The 13794-nt window shown below is 64.9% G+C and carries 13 protein-coding genes; 9 read left to right on the forward strand and 4 right to left on the reverse strand.

The window, feature by feature from the left end; translation table 11 throughout:
- Positions 1 to 77 precede the first annotated feature (77 nt).
- Positions 78 to 1403, reverse strand: a complete 1326-nt coding sequence (locus DKB74_RS02910; protein WP_109806579.1) for an MFS transporter — start codon at positions 1401 to 1403, stop codon at positions 78 to 80.
- Between the two features lie 135 nt (positions 1404 to 1538).
- On the opposite strand from DKB74_RS02910, the gene DKB74_RS02915 reads away from it, so the two are divergent.
- Both DKB74_RS02915 and DKB74_RS02920 read left to right on the forward strand, forming a co-directional pair.
- Positions 1539 to 3260 (forward strand): DUF885 domain-containing protein, encoded by a 1722-nt coding sequence (locus tag DKB74_RS02915; RefSeq protein ID WP_109806580.1) that lies wholly within the window; start codon positions 1539 to 1541, stop codon positions 3258 to 3260.
- The gene (locus DKB74_RS02920) at positions 3260 to 3703 is read left to right on the forward strand and encodes a GNAT family N-acetyltransferase (RefSeq protein ID WP_109806581.1); all 444 of its coding nucleotides are present in this window, start codon (positions 3260 to 3262) and stop codon (positions 3701 to 3703) included. The genes DKB74_RS02915 and DKB74_RS02920 overlap by 1 nt, the downstream gene beginning before the upstream one ends.
- A gap of 53 nt (positions 3704 to 3756) precedes the next feature.
- Here DKB74_RS02920 and DKB74_RS02925 read toward each other — a convergent pair whose 3' ends face one another.
- Entirely contained in the window at positions 3757 to 4557 is an 801-nt protein-coding gene (locus tag DKB74_RS02925; protein WP_109806582.1) for a hypothetical protein, read from the reverse strand.
- A 169-nt stretch (positions 4558 to 4726) separates the two neighbouring features.
- Here DKB74_RS02925 and DKB74_RS18755 point away from each other — a divergent pair, with 169 nt between their 5' ends.
- From DKB74_RS18755 to DKB74_RS02935, 3 genes are all read left to right on the forward strand, one after another.
- Positions 4727 to 5794, forward strand: a complete 1068-nt coding sequence (locus DKB74_RS18755) for a hypothetical protein (RefSeq protein ID WP_161956779.1) — start codon at positions 4727 to 4729, stop codon at positions 5792 to 5794.
- Between the two features lie 16 nt (positions 5795 to 5810).
- Positions 5811 to 6413: a fasciclin domain-containing protein gene (locus tag DKB74_RS02930; RefSeq protein WP_161956780.1), complete on the forward strand. Its 603-nt coding sequence runs from the start codon at positions 5811 to 5813 to the stop codon at positions 6411 to 6413.
- Positions 6414 to 6574: 161 nt separating this feature from the next.
- Positions 6575 to 6952, forward strand: coding sequence for a hypothetical protein (locus DKB74_RS02935; protein ID WP_109806584.1), 378 nt, complete (start codon positions 6575 to 6577; stop codon positions 6950 to 6952).
- Between the two features lie 4 nt (positions 6953 to 6956).
- On the opposite strand, the gene DKB74_RS02940 is transcribed toward DKB74_RS02935, so the two are convergent.
- Both DKB74_RS02940 and DKB74_RS02945 read right to left on the reverse strand, forming a co-directional pair.
- The gene (locus DKB74_RS02940; RefSeq protein WP_161956781.1) at positions 6957 to 7739 is read right to left on the reverse strand and encodes a MipA/OmpV family protein; all 783 of its coding nucleotides are present in this window, start codon (positions 7737 to 7739) and stop codon (positions 6957 to 6959) included.
- Between the two features lie 137 nt (positions 7740 to 7876).
- Positions 7877 to 10186, reverse strand: coding sequence for an ATP-dependent helicase (locus DKB74_RS02945; protein WP_109806586.1), 2310 nt, complete (start codon positions 10184 to 10186; stop codon positions 7877 to 7879).
- A gap of 172 nt (positions 10187 to 10358) precedes the next feature.
- Between DKB74_RS02945 and DKB74_RS02950 the strand changes: the two genes are divergently transcribed.
- From DKB74_RS02950 to DKB74_RS02965, 4 genes are all read left to right on the forward strand, one after another.
- Positions 10359 to 11936: a putative bifunctional diguanylate cyclase/phosphodiesterase gene (locus DKB74_RS02950; protein WP_109806587.1), complete on the forward strand. Its 1578-nt coding sequence runs from the start codon at positions 10359 to 10361 to the stop codon at positions 11934 to 11936.
- Positions 11933 to 12643: a hypothetical protein gene (locus tag DKB74_RS02955; RefSeq protein WP_145960888.1), complete on the forward strand. Its 711-nt coding sequence runs from the start codon at positions 11933 to 11935 to the stop codon at positions 12641 to 12643. Before DKB74_RS02950 ends, DKB74_RS02955 begins: the two co-directional genes overlap by 4 nt.
- Positions 12644 to 12708: 65 nt before the next feature.
- Positions 12709 to 12888: a hypothetical protein gene (locus tag DKB74_RS02960; protein WP_109806589.1), complete on the forward strand. Its 180-nt coding sequence runs from the start codon at positions 12709 to 12711 to the stop codon at positions 12886 to 12888.
- Between the two features lie 111 nt (positions 12889 to 12999).
- The gene (locus DKB74_RS02965; protein ID WP_109806590.1) at positions 13000 to 13794 is read left to right on the forward strand and encodes a glutaminyl-peptide cyclotransferase; all 795 of its coding nucleotides are present in this window, start codon (positions 13000 to 13002) and stop codon (positions 13792 to 13794) included.

Raw genomic sequence — 13794 nt, forward strand, 5'->3', positions numbered from 1 at the left:
TTCCCCCGCCGCTGATCGGGGCAAGTTTGCGAACAGAACCCAAAGGTTCGGTAAATGCCGGCCAGTCGTCTGAAATATCAGCCCGATTTCGGGTCCGCCGACGGAATATCGTGCGAATCAGGCACGTCGAAGGTGCGCGCGCGGGGCAGCTCGGGAAAGAGTCGCGCCCAGAGCATCGTCACCAGAATCGCGCCGATGCCGCCGCCGACCACCGCCGCGACCGGGCCGATCAGCGCGGCGAGAAACCCCGATTCGGCTTCGCCCAGCTCGTTCGACCCGGATACGAACAGCGTCGCCACGGCACCGACGCGGCCGCGCATGTCGTCGGGCGTATAAAGCTGGATCAGCGACTGGCGGACATAGACCGACACCATGTCGGCCGCGCCGAGCGCGAACAATGCCACCAGCGACACCAGCACGGCGGGCGACAGGTCGCTGCCCGTTGCCGAGGGACCGATCATCCATGTCAGTCCCGGCCCCGCCAGCCCGAACACGACCGTCGCCAGGCCGAATGCGGCGACCGACCACAGCATCTTGCGTCCGACTTCGGTACGCAGCGGGCGCCAGGAAAATGCCGTCGCGGTTATCACCGCGCCCAGCGCAGGCGCCGCGCGGAGATGGCCAAGGCCGTCGGCGCCGATATGCAGGATGTCACGGGCATAAACCGGCAGCATCGCCGTCGCGCCGCCCAGCAGCACCGCGAACAGATCGAGCGAGATCGCGCCCAGCACCAGTCGGTTGCGGCGCACATAATGCAGCCCGTCTATCATCTGCAGCCACGGGTTGCGGTCCTTGCGCGTGGCGGTGCGCGCGACGGGCGAAATCAGGAACAGCAGCAGCAGCGAAATCAGGAACAGCCCGCCCGAAACGGCATAGGCGAGCCAGTCGGCGGCGGCATAGAGATAGCCGCCCATCGCCGGGCCGATCACCACCCCGACCTGCCACGACATCGAACTGAGCGCGATCGCCGTCGGCAACAGCGCGAGCGGCACCAGATTGGGCGCCAATGCCTGCAGTGCGGGTCCGGCAAATGCCCGCGCGACGCCCAGCAGCGCGGCGATCGCGAACAGCGCGGGCAACGAAATCGTGCCCGTCCAGGTCAGCCAGGCGAGCGTCAGCGCGCACCCGGCCTCCAGCGCCACCGACGCGCGGGCGATCCAGCGCCGGTCGATGCGATCGGCCACCCATCCGGCGAGCAACGAAAGGGCAAGCAGCGGCAGGAACTGCGCCAGCCCGATCAGGCCCAGCTGAAACGAGGCTTCCTTGATGCTCATCGTCTCGCGGGCAAGGTCATAGACCTGCCACCCGATAACGATGACCATCGCCATCTGCGCAAGGGTGGCGCAAAGCCGCGCGATCCAATAGACGCGGAAGTTGTGGACGGCGAGCGGATGCGACGGCATTCTGTGCGCCTTAGTCCTGGTCTGGCATCTGCGGCAACGAACGAATTTCGCAACGCCGCAAAACCCGTCCGGGCTGGCAAGTCGCGCCGCGAGTCACCATTATCGCGGTGCGATCGAGACGGGAGAGGAATTGGGATGCGGATAGGCTTGCCGCTTATTCTGGGGATATTGGCATTGGCGGCATGTTCGCCGGCGGCCGATAACCCGATTACCGGCAATCAGACCTCGCTTCAGGCGGGCAACTGGTCCCAGTTTCGCGACGATACGATCGAACGCTGGTTCGAACTCGATCCCGCCTTTGCCGTCTATCAGGGCCGCCACGAATATGACGGGCAGTTGCCCGACTGGAGCGCCGAGGGCCTGAAACGGCGCGGCGAGTTCCTCAAGACCACGATTCGTCAGGCGCGCGGCTTTACCGGACTCGGTATTCAGGACCGGTTCGAACGCGATTATCTGGTCAAGGTCGCCGAAGGCGCGCTGTTCTGGCTCGAGGATGCCGATCAGCCGCACAAGAACCCGGCCTGGTATGTCGGCAGCCTCGATCCCAACGTCTATATCGCGCGCGAATATGCCGATGGCGCGACGCGGATGCGGGCGATGGTCGCGTATCTGAACGCTATTCCGGCGGCGACCGCTGCGATCCAGGCGAACCTCAAGGGGCCGTTGCCGTTGAGCTTCGTCGATTACGGCACTGCCGCTTTCGGCGGTTTTGCCGATTATTATACCGGCGATGGCAAGGCGGCCTTTGCCGAGGTTCAGGACGCCGAGCTGCAGCACCAATATGACGCCGCCGCTGCCAAGGCATCCAAGGCGATGCGTGACCTGCGCGACTGGATGAACGGCCAGCGCGACACCGCGACCCAGGATTTTGCACTCGGCCCCGAACGGTTTCTGCGCATGCTGAAGCAGACCGAGGGCGTCGACATCACGATCGACGCGCTGGTTCAGGTCGGTCAGGCCGATCTGAAGCGCAATCAGGATGCGCTTGCCGCCGAATGCGCCAAATTCGCGCAGGGCGAGACGATCGCCGCCTGCATCGACAAGATGTCGGCCGAAAAGCCGAAAGATGGCCCGGTCGAAGCGGCAAAGGCGCAGATTCCCGATCTCCGCCAGTTCGTGATCGAAAAGGACCTGGTGTCGATCCCCGGTACCGAAGAAGCCGAAGTGCGGGAATCGCCGCCCTATAACCGGCAGAATTCGGCCTATATCGACATCCCCGGTCCGTTCGATAAGGGACTGCCGTCGATCTATTACATCTCGCCGCCCGACCCGAGCTGGCCGGCGGAAGTGCAGCGCGCCTATATCCCGTCCGAACCCGATCTGCTGTTCACCACCGTGCACGAAGTGATGCCGGGCCATTTCCTTCAGTTTCTTCACGCCAACCGATCGCAGTCGATCATGGGCCGGATCTTCGTCGGCTATGCCTTTGCCGAGGGCTGGGCGCATTATACCGAGGAAATGATGTGGGAGGCGGGGCTGCGCGAAGGCGACAGCGCGACGCATATCGGCCAGCTTTCCAACGCGCTGCTGCGCGATTGCCGTTTTCTGGCGGCGATCGGCCTGCACACCCAGGGGATGACCCAGGCACAGGCACAGCAGATGTTCCAGCAGCAATGCTATATCGACGAAGGCAATGCGCGTCAGCAGGCGGCGCGCGGCACTTATGATCCCGCCTATCTCAACTACACGATGGGCAAGCTGATGATCCGCAAGCTGCGTGAGGACTGGACCGCGCGCAACGGCGGTCGCCGGGCATGGAAGGCGTTTCACGACCAGTTCCTCAGCTATGGCGGCCCGCCGATCCCGCTGGTGCGTCAGGCGATGATGGGCGAACCCTCGGCTCGCGCGGTCTTCTGATGTCCCGAACCGGCGGTTTCCGGCTGCATGTGCCGGAAACGCCCGACACGGTGCATCGCGAGGCGATCCTCGAACCGCTGCGCGCCTATAATCAGGCGCAGGCGGGGGACGGGCGCCATCGGCCGGTCGCGATCCTGCTGCGCGATGACGACGGCATCGAACGCGGCGGTTTGTGGGGCAGCATCGGCTATGACTGGATGTTCGTCGATTTGCTCGTCGTGCCTGAGGATGCGCGCGGGCAGGGGCTGGGCGCGGCGCTGATGGCAGAGGCGGAGCGTATCGCCCGCGCCGACGGATGCGTCGGGATCCGGCTCGACACCTTCGAATTTCAGGCGCGCGGCTTTTACGAAAAGCTGGGATTCACGCTGTTCGGTACGATCGAGGATCACCCGGTCGGCAGTCGCCGCTATTTCCTCAGCAAGCGGATCGACGGCGAGGCATGAGCGCACGCCGCTGACGCAAATGGCGGGCGACGCTCAGGCCGTCCGCTTGCGGATCATTTACCGGCGAGCGCCGCGATCAGCTGTTCGCGCGACATGGCCGAACGGCCGGGAATGTCGCGCTTCTTGGCTTCTTCATACAGTTCGGCGCGCGAACGGCTGTCGCTCGCGGCGGCGGCGGCAGTCGCCGGCGCGGCCGCTGCGGCCTTGGGCTTGGCAGGCGCCTTGGCCTTTGCCGGCGCCTTGGCTGCCACGGGTTTTGCGGATGCGGGTTTCTTTGCCGGCGCGGGTTTGGCAGCCGCAGCTTTGGTGGCGGCGGGCTTGGCAGGCGCCTTTGCAGTTGCCGTCTTTGCCGGTGCCTTTGCAGCGGCGGGCTTGGCTGGCGCGCTTTTCGGCTTTGCCGCTTTGGGCGCGGCTTCGGCCTTGGGCTTTTCGGCTGCCTTGGGCGCGGTTGCCGCCTTGGTCTTTGTCGCGGGCTTGGCTGCCGGTTTCGGGGCGGTTGCCGTCTTCGGCTTCGCTGCCGGCTTGGGTGCCGATGCGGCCTTCGCGGCCGGAGCCGCCTTGGTCGCCTCAGCCTTGGCGGGCGCCTTGGGCGTGGTGGGTGCCTTGGGCTTGGCGGCGGCTTTCGGCTTGGCCGTGGTTTTCGGCTTTGCAGGCGTTTTTTTCGCGGCGGGTGCCGGCGCCGGTTTGGCAGCCGCTGTCGGTGCAGGCGCGGGAACCGGAGCCGGTGCGGGCGCTGGAGCCGCTGTCGGCGCGGGAGCAGGAGCAGGGGCCGGTGCGGGCGGCGGCGGCGGTGCTGCGGCTTCGGTTTTCTTGCCGGTGAAAAGCGCCTTCAGCCGAGAAAATATGCTGGCCATTCGGAAATCCCCCTGCCTCACATGCCGGTTGCCACGAAACCTGCCCAAAAACCGGCAATAATCGCTTTGCTTACGGCGGGAAGACCCGGCTTGTCGAGCCCGCTTTGCGCAGGACATGGGAACCCTGGCGCGCGCATTCCGTTCCTTCTCCACTTTTTTGGAGAGTGATATGCGTAGCGCCCTTGCCGCATCGACTGCGGCACTTCTGGTCCTTGCCGCGCCGGCATTTGCACAGTCGCACGGCAATGGCGGTCCCGGCCATGACAAGGCGAAAGCCGGCGAGCGTCGCGGCAATGCCGGTCCGGCCCATGCCCGGCGCGCCCCCGACAACGCCCGTCCCCAAGGCGATCGTGGCCCGCACGCCGATCGCGCGACGCCGCAACGCCATCCGCCCGCGCCCGGCCAGCTTGAACAGCGCGGCGGCCCGCAGCGCGCGGAGCTGCATGCGCCACAGCGCGCGATGCCCGATCGGCCGCAGCCCGATCGCCGCGACATCGCGCACGACCGCCCGGTCGGTGCAGCGGAGCGCGACATCCGTCCGGTCGCGCCCGAACGCCGTCGCATCGATGTGTGGCGCGACAATCCGCGACGGGGTCCCGATCGCGTCGTGCGTATCGAGCAGCCTTCGCGGCTGCAGCGGCTGCCGGTTCGCACCGTACACCTGATCGATGGTTGCCCGCCGGGTCTGGCAAAGCGCGGCAATCGCTGTCTGCCGCCGGGGCAGGCACGCAAGATCGCCGGGCAGCGGCAATGGTATGACAGCTGGTGGCAGCATCCGGTTCGCGGCGACAATGACCGCTATCGCTATGCCGATGGCTATCTCTATCGGATCCGCCCCGCCAGCGACACGCTGGTTTCGTGGCTGCCGCTGCTCGGCGGCGCGCTGTCGGTCGGCAATCCATGGCCGGCGGGCTATGCCGCCCAGGCGGTGCCCGATTATTATGTCGATTATTACGGGTATAGCGACGCGTCGGCCTATCGCTACGCCAATGGGGTACTCTATGGCGTCGATCCGCAGACCCAGGCGATACAGTCGGTCGCCGCGCTGATGACCGGCGACGAATGGTCGATCGGCTCGCCGATGCCCGCCGGCTATGGCGTCTATAACGTGCCCTATGCATATCGCAGCCGCTATCAGGATACGCCGCAGAGCTGGTACCGCTATTCGGACGGCTATGTGTATCAGGTCGACCCCACCACGCGGCTGGTGCAGGCGGCGATCCAGCTATTGTCCTGATCGGGTGAGGTTTGCGATGAACGACAAGGAAGGAAAGCCGATGCGTGGGATGATCGCGCCGGTCATGGCGATCGGACTGATGCTGTCGGCATGTACCGATGGCGGCGATGCCAAGCGTTCCGACGCGCTCACGCCCAGCGACCGCACGGTGGCGGTGGCGCTCGATCAAATCGACACGCTCGATCGGACCGGCGCGCTGGTCAAAAGCTCGGGGCTTGAGGATGTGCTCGACGGAATCGGGCCCTATACGGTCTTCGCTCCCAACGACGCCGCCTATGCCGCAATCGGCCAGGATGCCGCCGCGCTCGACAGCAAGAGCGAAGGCGCCGGCGCGCTCGCCGCCGCGCTGTTGCGTGCGCATATCGTGCCGGGGCTGCTGACCGATCAGGACATCGCCAATGCGATCAAGGCGAATGGCGGCAGCGTCGAAATGACGACGATGGACGACAATATCCTCACCTTCCGCAAGGAAGGCGATGCGATCATCGTGTCCGCACCCGACGGCGCAACCGCGCATCTGCTTCCCGGCACCGAAGTCGCAAAGAACGGCGCCGTCCATCCGATCGACGCGCTGCTGCGCAGCACCGGCGAGGGCGCTGGCGAAACTGCGCGCGATTGACGAAAACCGGCGGCTGCACTCGCGTTCATCGTCAATTCAGGCGATCCGTTTCACATCCGTAACCGGTTGTCGGGGGCGCGTGGCGTTTTCGACTGGCCTTGCCGCTCGGGGCGATGCTTGCCCCCGCGTGCGGCGCGAACCGGAAACGGAGGAGCCGAACCATGGATTCACGCGCTTATCTCGCAGCAGCAGCCACTGCCGGAGCGATGTTGCTGGTTGCGCCGCCGGCTGAAGCCCAGACGCTGAGCGACGGCGACTATGCGCAATGCGAAGTGTATCGAAACGGCGAATATCGCGGGCTGAGCCAATCATGCCTGGAACGCAAGCGCGCGCAGATCCGTCGGTATCAGCGCGACAGCAATCGCTCGCCGGTCGTTTCGAACGTCTATCGCTGTCCCTATTGGGCGAATGGCGGCTATGGATATCTCGCGACGTGGCGGAGCGATGACGTCACCAGCTATTCGGGAACGTTCGACAGCACGCTCAATGGCCGCCCGTGCATTGCCAACCCGGTCTATATCACGCGCGGGGTGCGCTGAACGGTCAGTCGCGCGCAGCGCCGAACGTGTAATATATCCCGATTCCGCCGGAAAACTGATTGTCGCTGCCCAATTGAGTGACGATCGGCGAATTTCTGCCGTCGCCCAGCAACCGGTCATATTTCACATAGCTGAAAAGGCCCCAGCGTCGATCGAGCTTGCGCATATAGCTGGCCATCGCGCCGGCCGAATGGATGCCGCCATCGGCGTCGTACAGCGGCAGGCCCGATGTTGCCGCATCCGTCGGAGTCACGTCGAAATAGGCGCTTTCATAGCGATCATTGACGATCGCCACGCGCGGGCCGACGGAAAATACCCAATTGTCGCCATCGCGCACGACATAATCCGCGGCGAGCGAACCGATCAGCCCCTCATGGCCGTTGACGCCATAGCGGACTTCGCCGCGCAGGCGGAAATTGTCGGCGATCCAGAGATTGGCATAACCGCCCAGTTCGACCGTGAAATCGACCTTGGTCAGTTCGACACCGGCTTCGCGCCGCCCGCGCGCGCCCTGAAAATTGATCGTCGGGCCGATTTCGAACGGGCCGCTCTTCAACACCGCGATCGACGGACTTTCGTCGGGGGCTTCATATTCGAAGAAATCGTCGCCCTTTGCCCGCGACAGTTCGAACATCGGGCTGAAGCTGACCTTGTCCGATCCGGGAAAGCTGGGCGTGACCTGCGGCCCGATACCGACGCGCGTGCGCGTGTCGGATTCCTGTGCCGATGCAGCGATCGGCGTGATCGTGGCGGAGGCAAGGATGGCGGTGGCGATGGTGCGGCGCATGATTTCTCCCTTTCGCCGCATAACTTGTTCGCCGGGTGAAACGTTCCCCCTGTCCATGCGCGGTGCAGCGCAAAATTTCACAAAAGGAACAGCGCGTGGCGACGCACGATCCATGCCGTAGTGTACCGTGCGAACCGTCACGCCACGCTCACGAAACTGTCCATCACGCGCTTTCGCCCTGCCTGTTCGAAATCGATTTCCAGCTTGTTGCCTTCGATTTCGGCGATGATGCCGTATCCGAATTTCTGGTGAAAGACGCGCTGGCCCTTTGACAGGTCGTCGCGCGGTTTGGCGCCGAAGCTGACGGCGCTGGCCTTGCTTTCGAGCACGCGCGCGGGTTCGCGGCTGAAGCTGCGGCTGGTGAAGCCGCCGCCCAGGTTCTTCAGATCGACGCCCGCCGCGCGTTTCCATCCCGGGCCGCGTCCCGTGCCGCGCGCGACATCGGCGAAGGGGTCGCTGCGTTCGCTCCAGTTTGCGCGCCACAGGCTTTCGCCGCCGCTCATCGTCGTTTCGGCTTCATGATGTTCGGCCGGTAATTCGCCGACAAAGCGGCTGGGGATGCTGCTGGTCCACTGGCCATAGATGCGCCGGTTTGCCGCGTGCAGGATCACTGCCATCCGCCGCGCGCGGGTGATCGCGACATAGGCGAGGCGGCGTTCCTCCTCCAGGCTCGCCTGACCGCCTTCGTCGAGCGCGCGCTGGCTGGGGAAGATGCCTTCCTCCCACCCGGCAAGGAACACCGTGTCGAACTCCAGCCCCTTGGCGGCGTGGATCGTCATGATCGTCACCTTGGCCTCTTCGGCATTGGCGTCATTGTCCATCACCAGGCTGACATGTTCGAGGAACGCGCCGAGCGTTTCATATTCCTCCATCGCCCGGACGAGTTCGTTGAGGTTTTCAAGGCGTCCGGCGGCTTCGGCCGAACGATCGGCCTGCCACATCGCGGTATAGCCGCTTTCGTCGAGGATCTGGCGGGCCAGCTCGGGGTGGGGCAGTTCGTCGCCCATGCTGCGCCAGCGCGCGAAATCGCCGACCAGATTGCCGAGCGATCGCCGCGCCTGCGCGGTAAGCTCGTCGGTGTCGAGAATGCGCGCGGCCGCTGTGGTGAGCGGGATGCCTTCGCGCCGTGCCAGCTGGTGCACCTTCGCCACTGCCTTGTCGCCAAGGCCACGCTTGGGCGTATTGACGATGCGTTCGAATGCAAGGTCGTCGGCAGGCTGCGCGACGACGCGCAGATAGGCGAGTGCGTCGCGGATTTCGGCGCGCTCATAGAAGCGAAAACCGCCGACAATGCGATAGGGCAGGCCGATCGCGATGAACCGGTCTTCCAGCTCGCGGGTCTGATGCTGGGCGCGGACGAGGATCGCGAAGTCGTCGAGCGACTTGCCGTCGCGCTGGCCGCGTTCGATTTCCTCGCCGATCCGCCGCGCTTCCTCGGGTCCGTCCCACACGCCGATCACGCGCACCTTTTCGCCCGCGTCGAGTTCGGTCCACAACGTCTTGCCCAGCCGCCCGCTATTTTGCGCGATCACGCCCGATGCGGCGCCCAATATGTGCGGGGTGGAACGGTAATTCTGTTCGAGGCGGATCACCTTGGCGCCGGGAAAATCCTTTTCGAACTTGAGGATATTTTCCACCTGCGCGCCGCGCCAGCTATAGATCGACTGGTCGTCATCGCCGACGCAACAGATATTCCTGCGCTCCTGCGCGAGCAGGCGGAGCCACAGATACTGGACGCTGTTGGTGTCCTGATATTCGTCGACCATGATGTAGCGGAAACGCTGCTGATACTGTTCCAGAACATCGCGATGCGTGCGCAATATCGTCAGCATGTGGAGCAGCAGATCGCCGAAATCGCAGGCGTTGAGCGCCTTCAGCCGATCCTGATAGAGCTTGTACATATGTTGCCCGCGGCCATTGGCGTAACTTTCGTTATCGCCGGCATCGAGCATTTCGGGGGTGAGCCCCTTATTCTTCCAATTGTCGATCAGCCCGCCCAGCTGGCGCGCGGGCCAGCGTTTCTCGTCCAGCTCCTCGGCCTGAATCAGCTGTTTGAGCAGGCGCAGCTGATCGTCGGTATCGAGGATGGTGAAATTGCTCTGCAGTCCGACCAGTTCGGCATGGCGGCGCAGCATCTTCGCTCCGATCGCGTGGAACGTGCCGAGCCAGGGCATGCCTTCGACCGCATCGCCGACGATCTGTCCGACGCGCTCGCGCATTTCGCGCGCCGCCTTGTTGGTGAAGGTGACCGACAAAATCTCGCTGGGATAGGCCTTGCGCGTCCAGAGCAGGTGCGCCAGCCGCCGGGTCAGCGCGGCGGTCTTGCCCGTCCCGGCACCCGCCAGCACCAGCACCGGCCCTTCGGTCGTCAGCACCGCTTCGCGCTGCGGCGGGTTCAGACCCTGCAAATAGGGCGGTTCGGCAGAGGGGGACGCAACATCGGACATCGGCGAACAAGTAGAGAACGCCGCATGCGCCCGCAACCCGCTTCGGGCCTTTGGCGGCGGTATCTTTCTATAATAGGGCACGGCCCCAGCGGCTTGTGGTGCTTAACCTTCGGTTACGACCTGGTGATTATGATGCCGGTTTGCCGGGGGCGGCGCGCGCAGGAGAGCGTCCGTGAATCGTTTTGTCGGCAGGTTCAAGTTCATACGTCTGAATGAAGCGATCGTCACGGTCGCGGTCGGCATTCCTGCGTTCCTGGTACTTTCGATCACCGATGCGTTCGACAAATTCTCTGTCCTGGTGCACCGGCACGAATCCTGGGAACTCGACGAGATCTTCATTTTCCTGATGCTGCTCAGCCTCAGCGGGCTGGTCTTCGCGGTCCGTCGGACGATCGATGCGCGACGCGAAATCGCCCGGCGCGAAGCCGCCGAAGCGCGCGCGATGGAACTGGCACGCCATGATCCGCTCACCGGTCTGGCGAACCGCCGCGTCCTCAACGAAGAACTCGACGTCATGCTTAAGGCAGTCGCGCATCGCGGCCGCGAATGTGCGGTGTTCGTCGTCGATCTCGACAATTTCAAACCGGTCAACGACCTGCACGGCCATGAGGCGGGCGACGCGGTCCTGGTTTGCGTGGCCGAAAGGCTGCGCGAAGTGGTCGGCGAACAGGCATTGATCGCGCGGCTGGGGGGCGACGAATTCGTCTCCGTCACGCAGTGCGAGCTCGATGGCGACGCGCCTACGCGGATCGCATCGGCGCTGCAACGCAGGCTCAGCGAACCCATGAAAACGAATGGCGTCACCGTGGAGGTCGGCGCGACGATCGGGATCGCGCTTTGCCCCGCCGACGGTACCGATGCCGACACGCTGCTGCGCTGCGCCGATGTCGCCATGTATGAGGCCAAGCGCCAGAAGCGCGGCACGTTCCGCTTCTTTCACGCCGAAATGGACGCGCGGTTGCGCGACCGCGCCGATCTGGAGGCGCATCTGCGCGATGCCATCGCCGATGGTCAGATTCTGCCCTATTTTCAGCCGGTCATGTCGCTGTGCCGTTCGCGGGTCATCGGGTTCGAGGCACTGGCGCGCTGGGAGCATCCGACCCGCGGTGTGATCCCCCCCGACACCTTCATCCCGGTTGCGGAAGACATGGGGCTGATCTGGCCGTTGACGGAAAATATCCTGCGCGCGTCGTGCATCGCCGCTCGCGACTGGCCGGGCGACGTCACGCTGTCGGTCAATATCGCCCCGGTCCAGCTCAAGGATCACTGGCTGGCGGCCCGCATTCTGGCGGTCCTGACCGAATATAGTTTTCCGCCCAGCCGGCTGATCGTCGAAGTCACCGAAAACGCCATCATCGACGATATCGACGAAGCCGCCGAAGTGTTCGCATCGCTTCAAAATGCCGGCATCCGCATCGCGCTCGACGATTTCGGCAGGGGCTATTCCAGCCTGTCGCATCTGCGCCAGCTGCGCTTCAATCACCTCAAGATCGACAGCAGCTTTGTCCGCTCGATGGATTCGTCGGAGAGCCAGAAGATCGTCAGTGCCGTTTCGGGGCTGGGCAAGGCGCTGGGCATGCCGGTGACTGCCGAAGGCGTCGAGACGTCGGACGTCGCCGATGCGCTGCGCGCGCTGGGATGCGAACAGGCGCAGGGATATCTGTTCGGGGCGGCTGCGCCCGCCGATGAGGTCCGCCGCCTGTTTTCCGGCACGCCCCCCAGATTGAAACCGGTCCGCAAGGTCGGATGAGGAACACCCTGTCCGCTATGGGTGCCGCGCTGGCGATGCTGGCGGGACCGGCTGCGGCGCAGAGCGTCGAACAGCTCGACCAGCTCGAGCCCGGCGCGGGCGAAGTGCAGGTCGAATATTTCGGCGCCTGGGGCGGTGAGGGCGAACAGGCATTCGAACTGCTTGCGGGCGTGACCGATCACCTTGCCGTCGGCGGCGAGGCCGAGTTCGAAGGGCCGCGCGACGGCTTGATGCTCGAACAATGGGGCGTCGCCGCGCTGTGGCGTTTCGCCGATCCGCAGGAAGCCCGTGTCGCGACCGGCCTGATGGCCGAACTGGGCTTGGATCGTTCGGGTGCACTCTCCGACATCACCGGACGCTTCATCGCCGAAAGCATCGGCGAACGCTGGTGGTGGCAGGCCAATCTGATCGTTCGCCATGCGCGCGAGGCGGGCGAGCGGGGTACGGGCCTCGCCTATGGCGCATCGGTGCAGCGCGCGCTGGCGGAGCAATGGTGGTTGGGGGTCGAGGCATCGGGCCAGTTCGCCCGGCTGTCCGGCGCGCCCGAACTGGCGCCGCGCGGCGCGCACTGGTTCGGTCCGTCGCTGACCGCCGACATCGAATTGACCGAAAGCAGCGAACTGGAAATCGGCGCGGCATGGATGTTTCGCGTCGTCGGCGACGGACAACCGTCGGGCCCGCGCATCTTTCTTCAGGCGACCTTCTGACGCCAGCCTTGCGTCCGGCGCGGCGAACCGCCAACTGAGGCTGCAAAGCCAAAGGGAAGAGCGACGTGAATCTGCGTGCACGCAAATGGCGACTTGCCATCATCATCGCACTGGCGGTCCTCGCCGGCTATGTCGCCTGGCGCACCCAGACGCCGAAGGAACAGCCCTGTGTGCCGGGGCGCGAGGAAGTGAAGGACGCGTCGGGGAAGGTGGTCGAAATCCAAACCCGCACCTGTTTCGACTGATCGCCCGCCGCGCGAGATGGTTCGCCGGTGCGACAGTGCCTGCCGCGCGGTGCGTTGACGCCGTCGCATCCTGCCGCGATCAAGGGGCGGACCGAGCGGAAGGGAAATCCAATGCGCGCATCTTCATGGCGGCGGTGGGGTACAGGCGCCGCGCTGTTGCTGCTGGCGGCGTGCACGCGCGGCGATCCGGTGCCGGTTCATTCGGTCGCTGCCGTTACCACCTATCCCCATGGCAGCGACGCGTTCACGCAGGGGCTGCTGTGGCACCAGGGCTATCTGTACGAAGGCACCGGGCGCTACGGCCAGTCGCAGCTTCGCAAGCTGGAGCTTGAAACCGGCACGCCGCTCGCCACGGCCGCATTGCCCGGCGACGGTTTCGGCGAGGGGATTGCGTTGTGGCGCGATCGGCTGTTTCAGCTCGAATGGCGTGGCGGCAAGGGGCAGATCTGGTCGCTCGACGGATTCGCGCCGATCGGTACGTTCGATTATGGCGGTGAGGGCTGGGGGCTGACGACCGGCGCCGACCGGCTGTGGCTCAGCGACGGCAGCGCGACGCTGCGCATCTATGATCCCGACACGCTGGAACAGACCGGAACGCTCAAGGTCACGGCCGGCGGCTGTCCGGTTCCCCGGCTCAACGAACTCGAATGGATCGACGGCCGCATCTGGGCGAATATCTGGCGGACGGATCGGGTCGCGGTGATCGATCCGGACAGCGGGATCGTCACGCAGTTTCTGGACCTGTCGGACCTTCCGCACGGGCGGGCATCGGGCGAATCGGTCGCCAACGGCATCGCCTATGATCGGGAAACCGGGCGCATCTGGATGACCGGCAAGCTCTGGCGCCGGCTGTACGAAGTTCGCGTCGATCCCGAACCCGACGGGGAATATCGCCAGAGCTGCTGA

The organism is Stakelama portus (assembly GCF_003171655.1).
In the GTDB taxonomy this organism is placed as follows: Bacteria; Pseudomonadota; Alphaproteobacteria; order Sphingomonadales; family Sphingomonadaceae; genus Sphingomonas; species Sphingomonas portus.

Coding starts and splice junctions, on each gene's coding strand:
- DKB74_RS02910 (WP_109806579.1), bottom strand. CDS start 1,403: ATGCCGTCGCATCCGCTCGCCGTCCACAACTTCCGCGTCTATTGGATC.
- DKB74_RS02915 (WP_109806580.1), top strand. CDS start 1,539: ATGCGGATAGGCTTGCCGCTTATTCTGGGGATATTGGCATTGGCGGCA.
- DKB74_RS02920 (WP_109806581.1), top strand. CDS start 3,260: ATGTCCCGAACCGGCGGTTTCCGGCTGCATGTGCCGGAAACGCCCGAC.
- DKB74_RS02925 (WP_109806582.1), bottom strand. CDS start 4,557: ATGGCCAGCATATTTTCTCGGCTGAAGGCGCTTTTCACCGGCAAGAAA.
- DKB74_RS18755 (WP_161956779.1), top strand. CDS start 4,727: ATGCGTAGCGCCCTTGCCGCATCGACTGCGGCACTTCTGGTCCTTGCC.
- DKB74_RS02930 (WP_161956780.1), top strand. CDS start 5,811: ATGAACGACAAGGAAGGAAAGCCGATGCGTGGGATGATCGCGCCGGTC.
- DKB74_RS02935 (WP_109806584.1), top strand. CDS start 6,575: ATGGATTCACGCGCTTATCTCGCAGCAGCAGCCACTGCCGGAGCGATG.
- DKB74_RS02940 (WP_161956781.1), bottom strand. CDS start 7,739: ATGCGCCGCACCATCGCCACCGCCATCCTTGCCTCCGCCACGATCACG.
- DKB74_RS02945 (WP_109806586.1), bottom strand. CDS start 10,186: ATGTCCGATGTTGCGTCCCCCTCTGCCGAACCGCCCTATTTGCAGGGT.
- DKB74_RS02955 (WP_145960888.1), top strand. CDS start 11,933: ATGAGGAACACCCTGTCCGCTATGGGTGCCGCGCTGGCGATGCTGGCG.
- DKB74_RS02965 (WP_109806590.1), top strand. CDS start 13,000: ATGCGCGCATCTTCATGGCGGCGGTGGGGTACAGGCGCCGCGCTGTTG.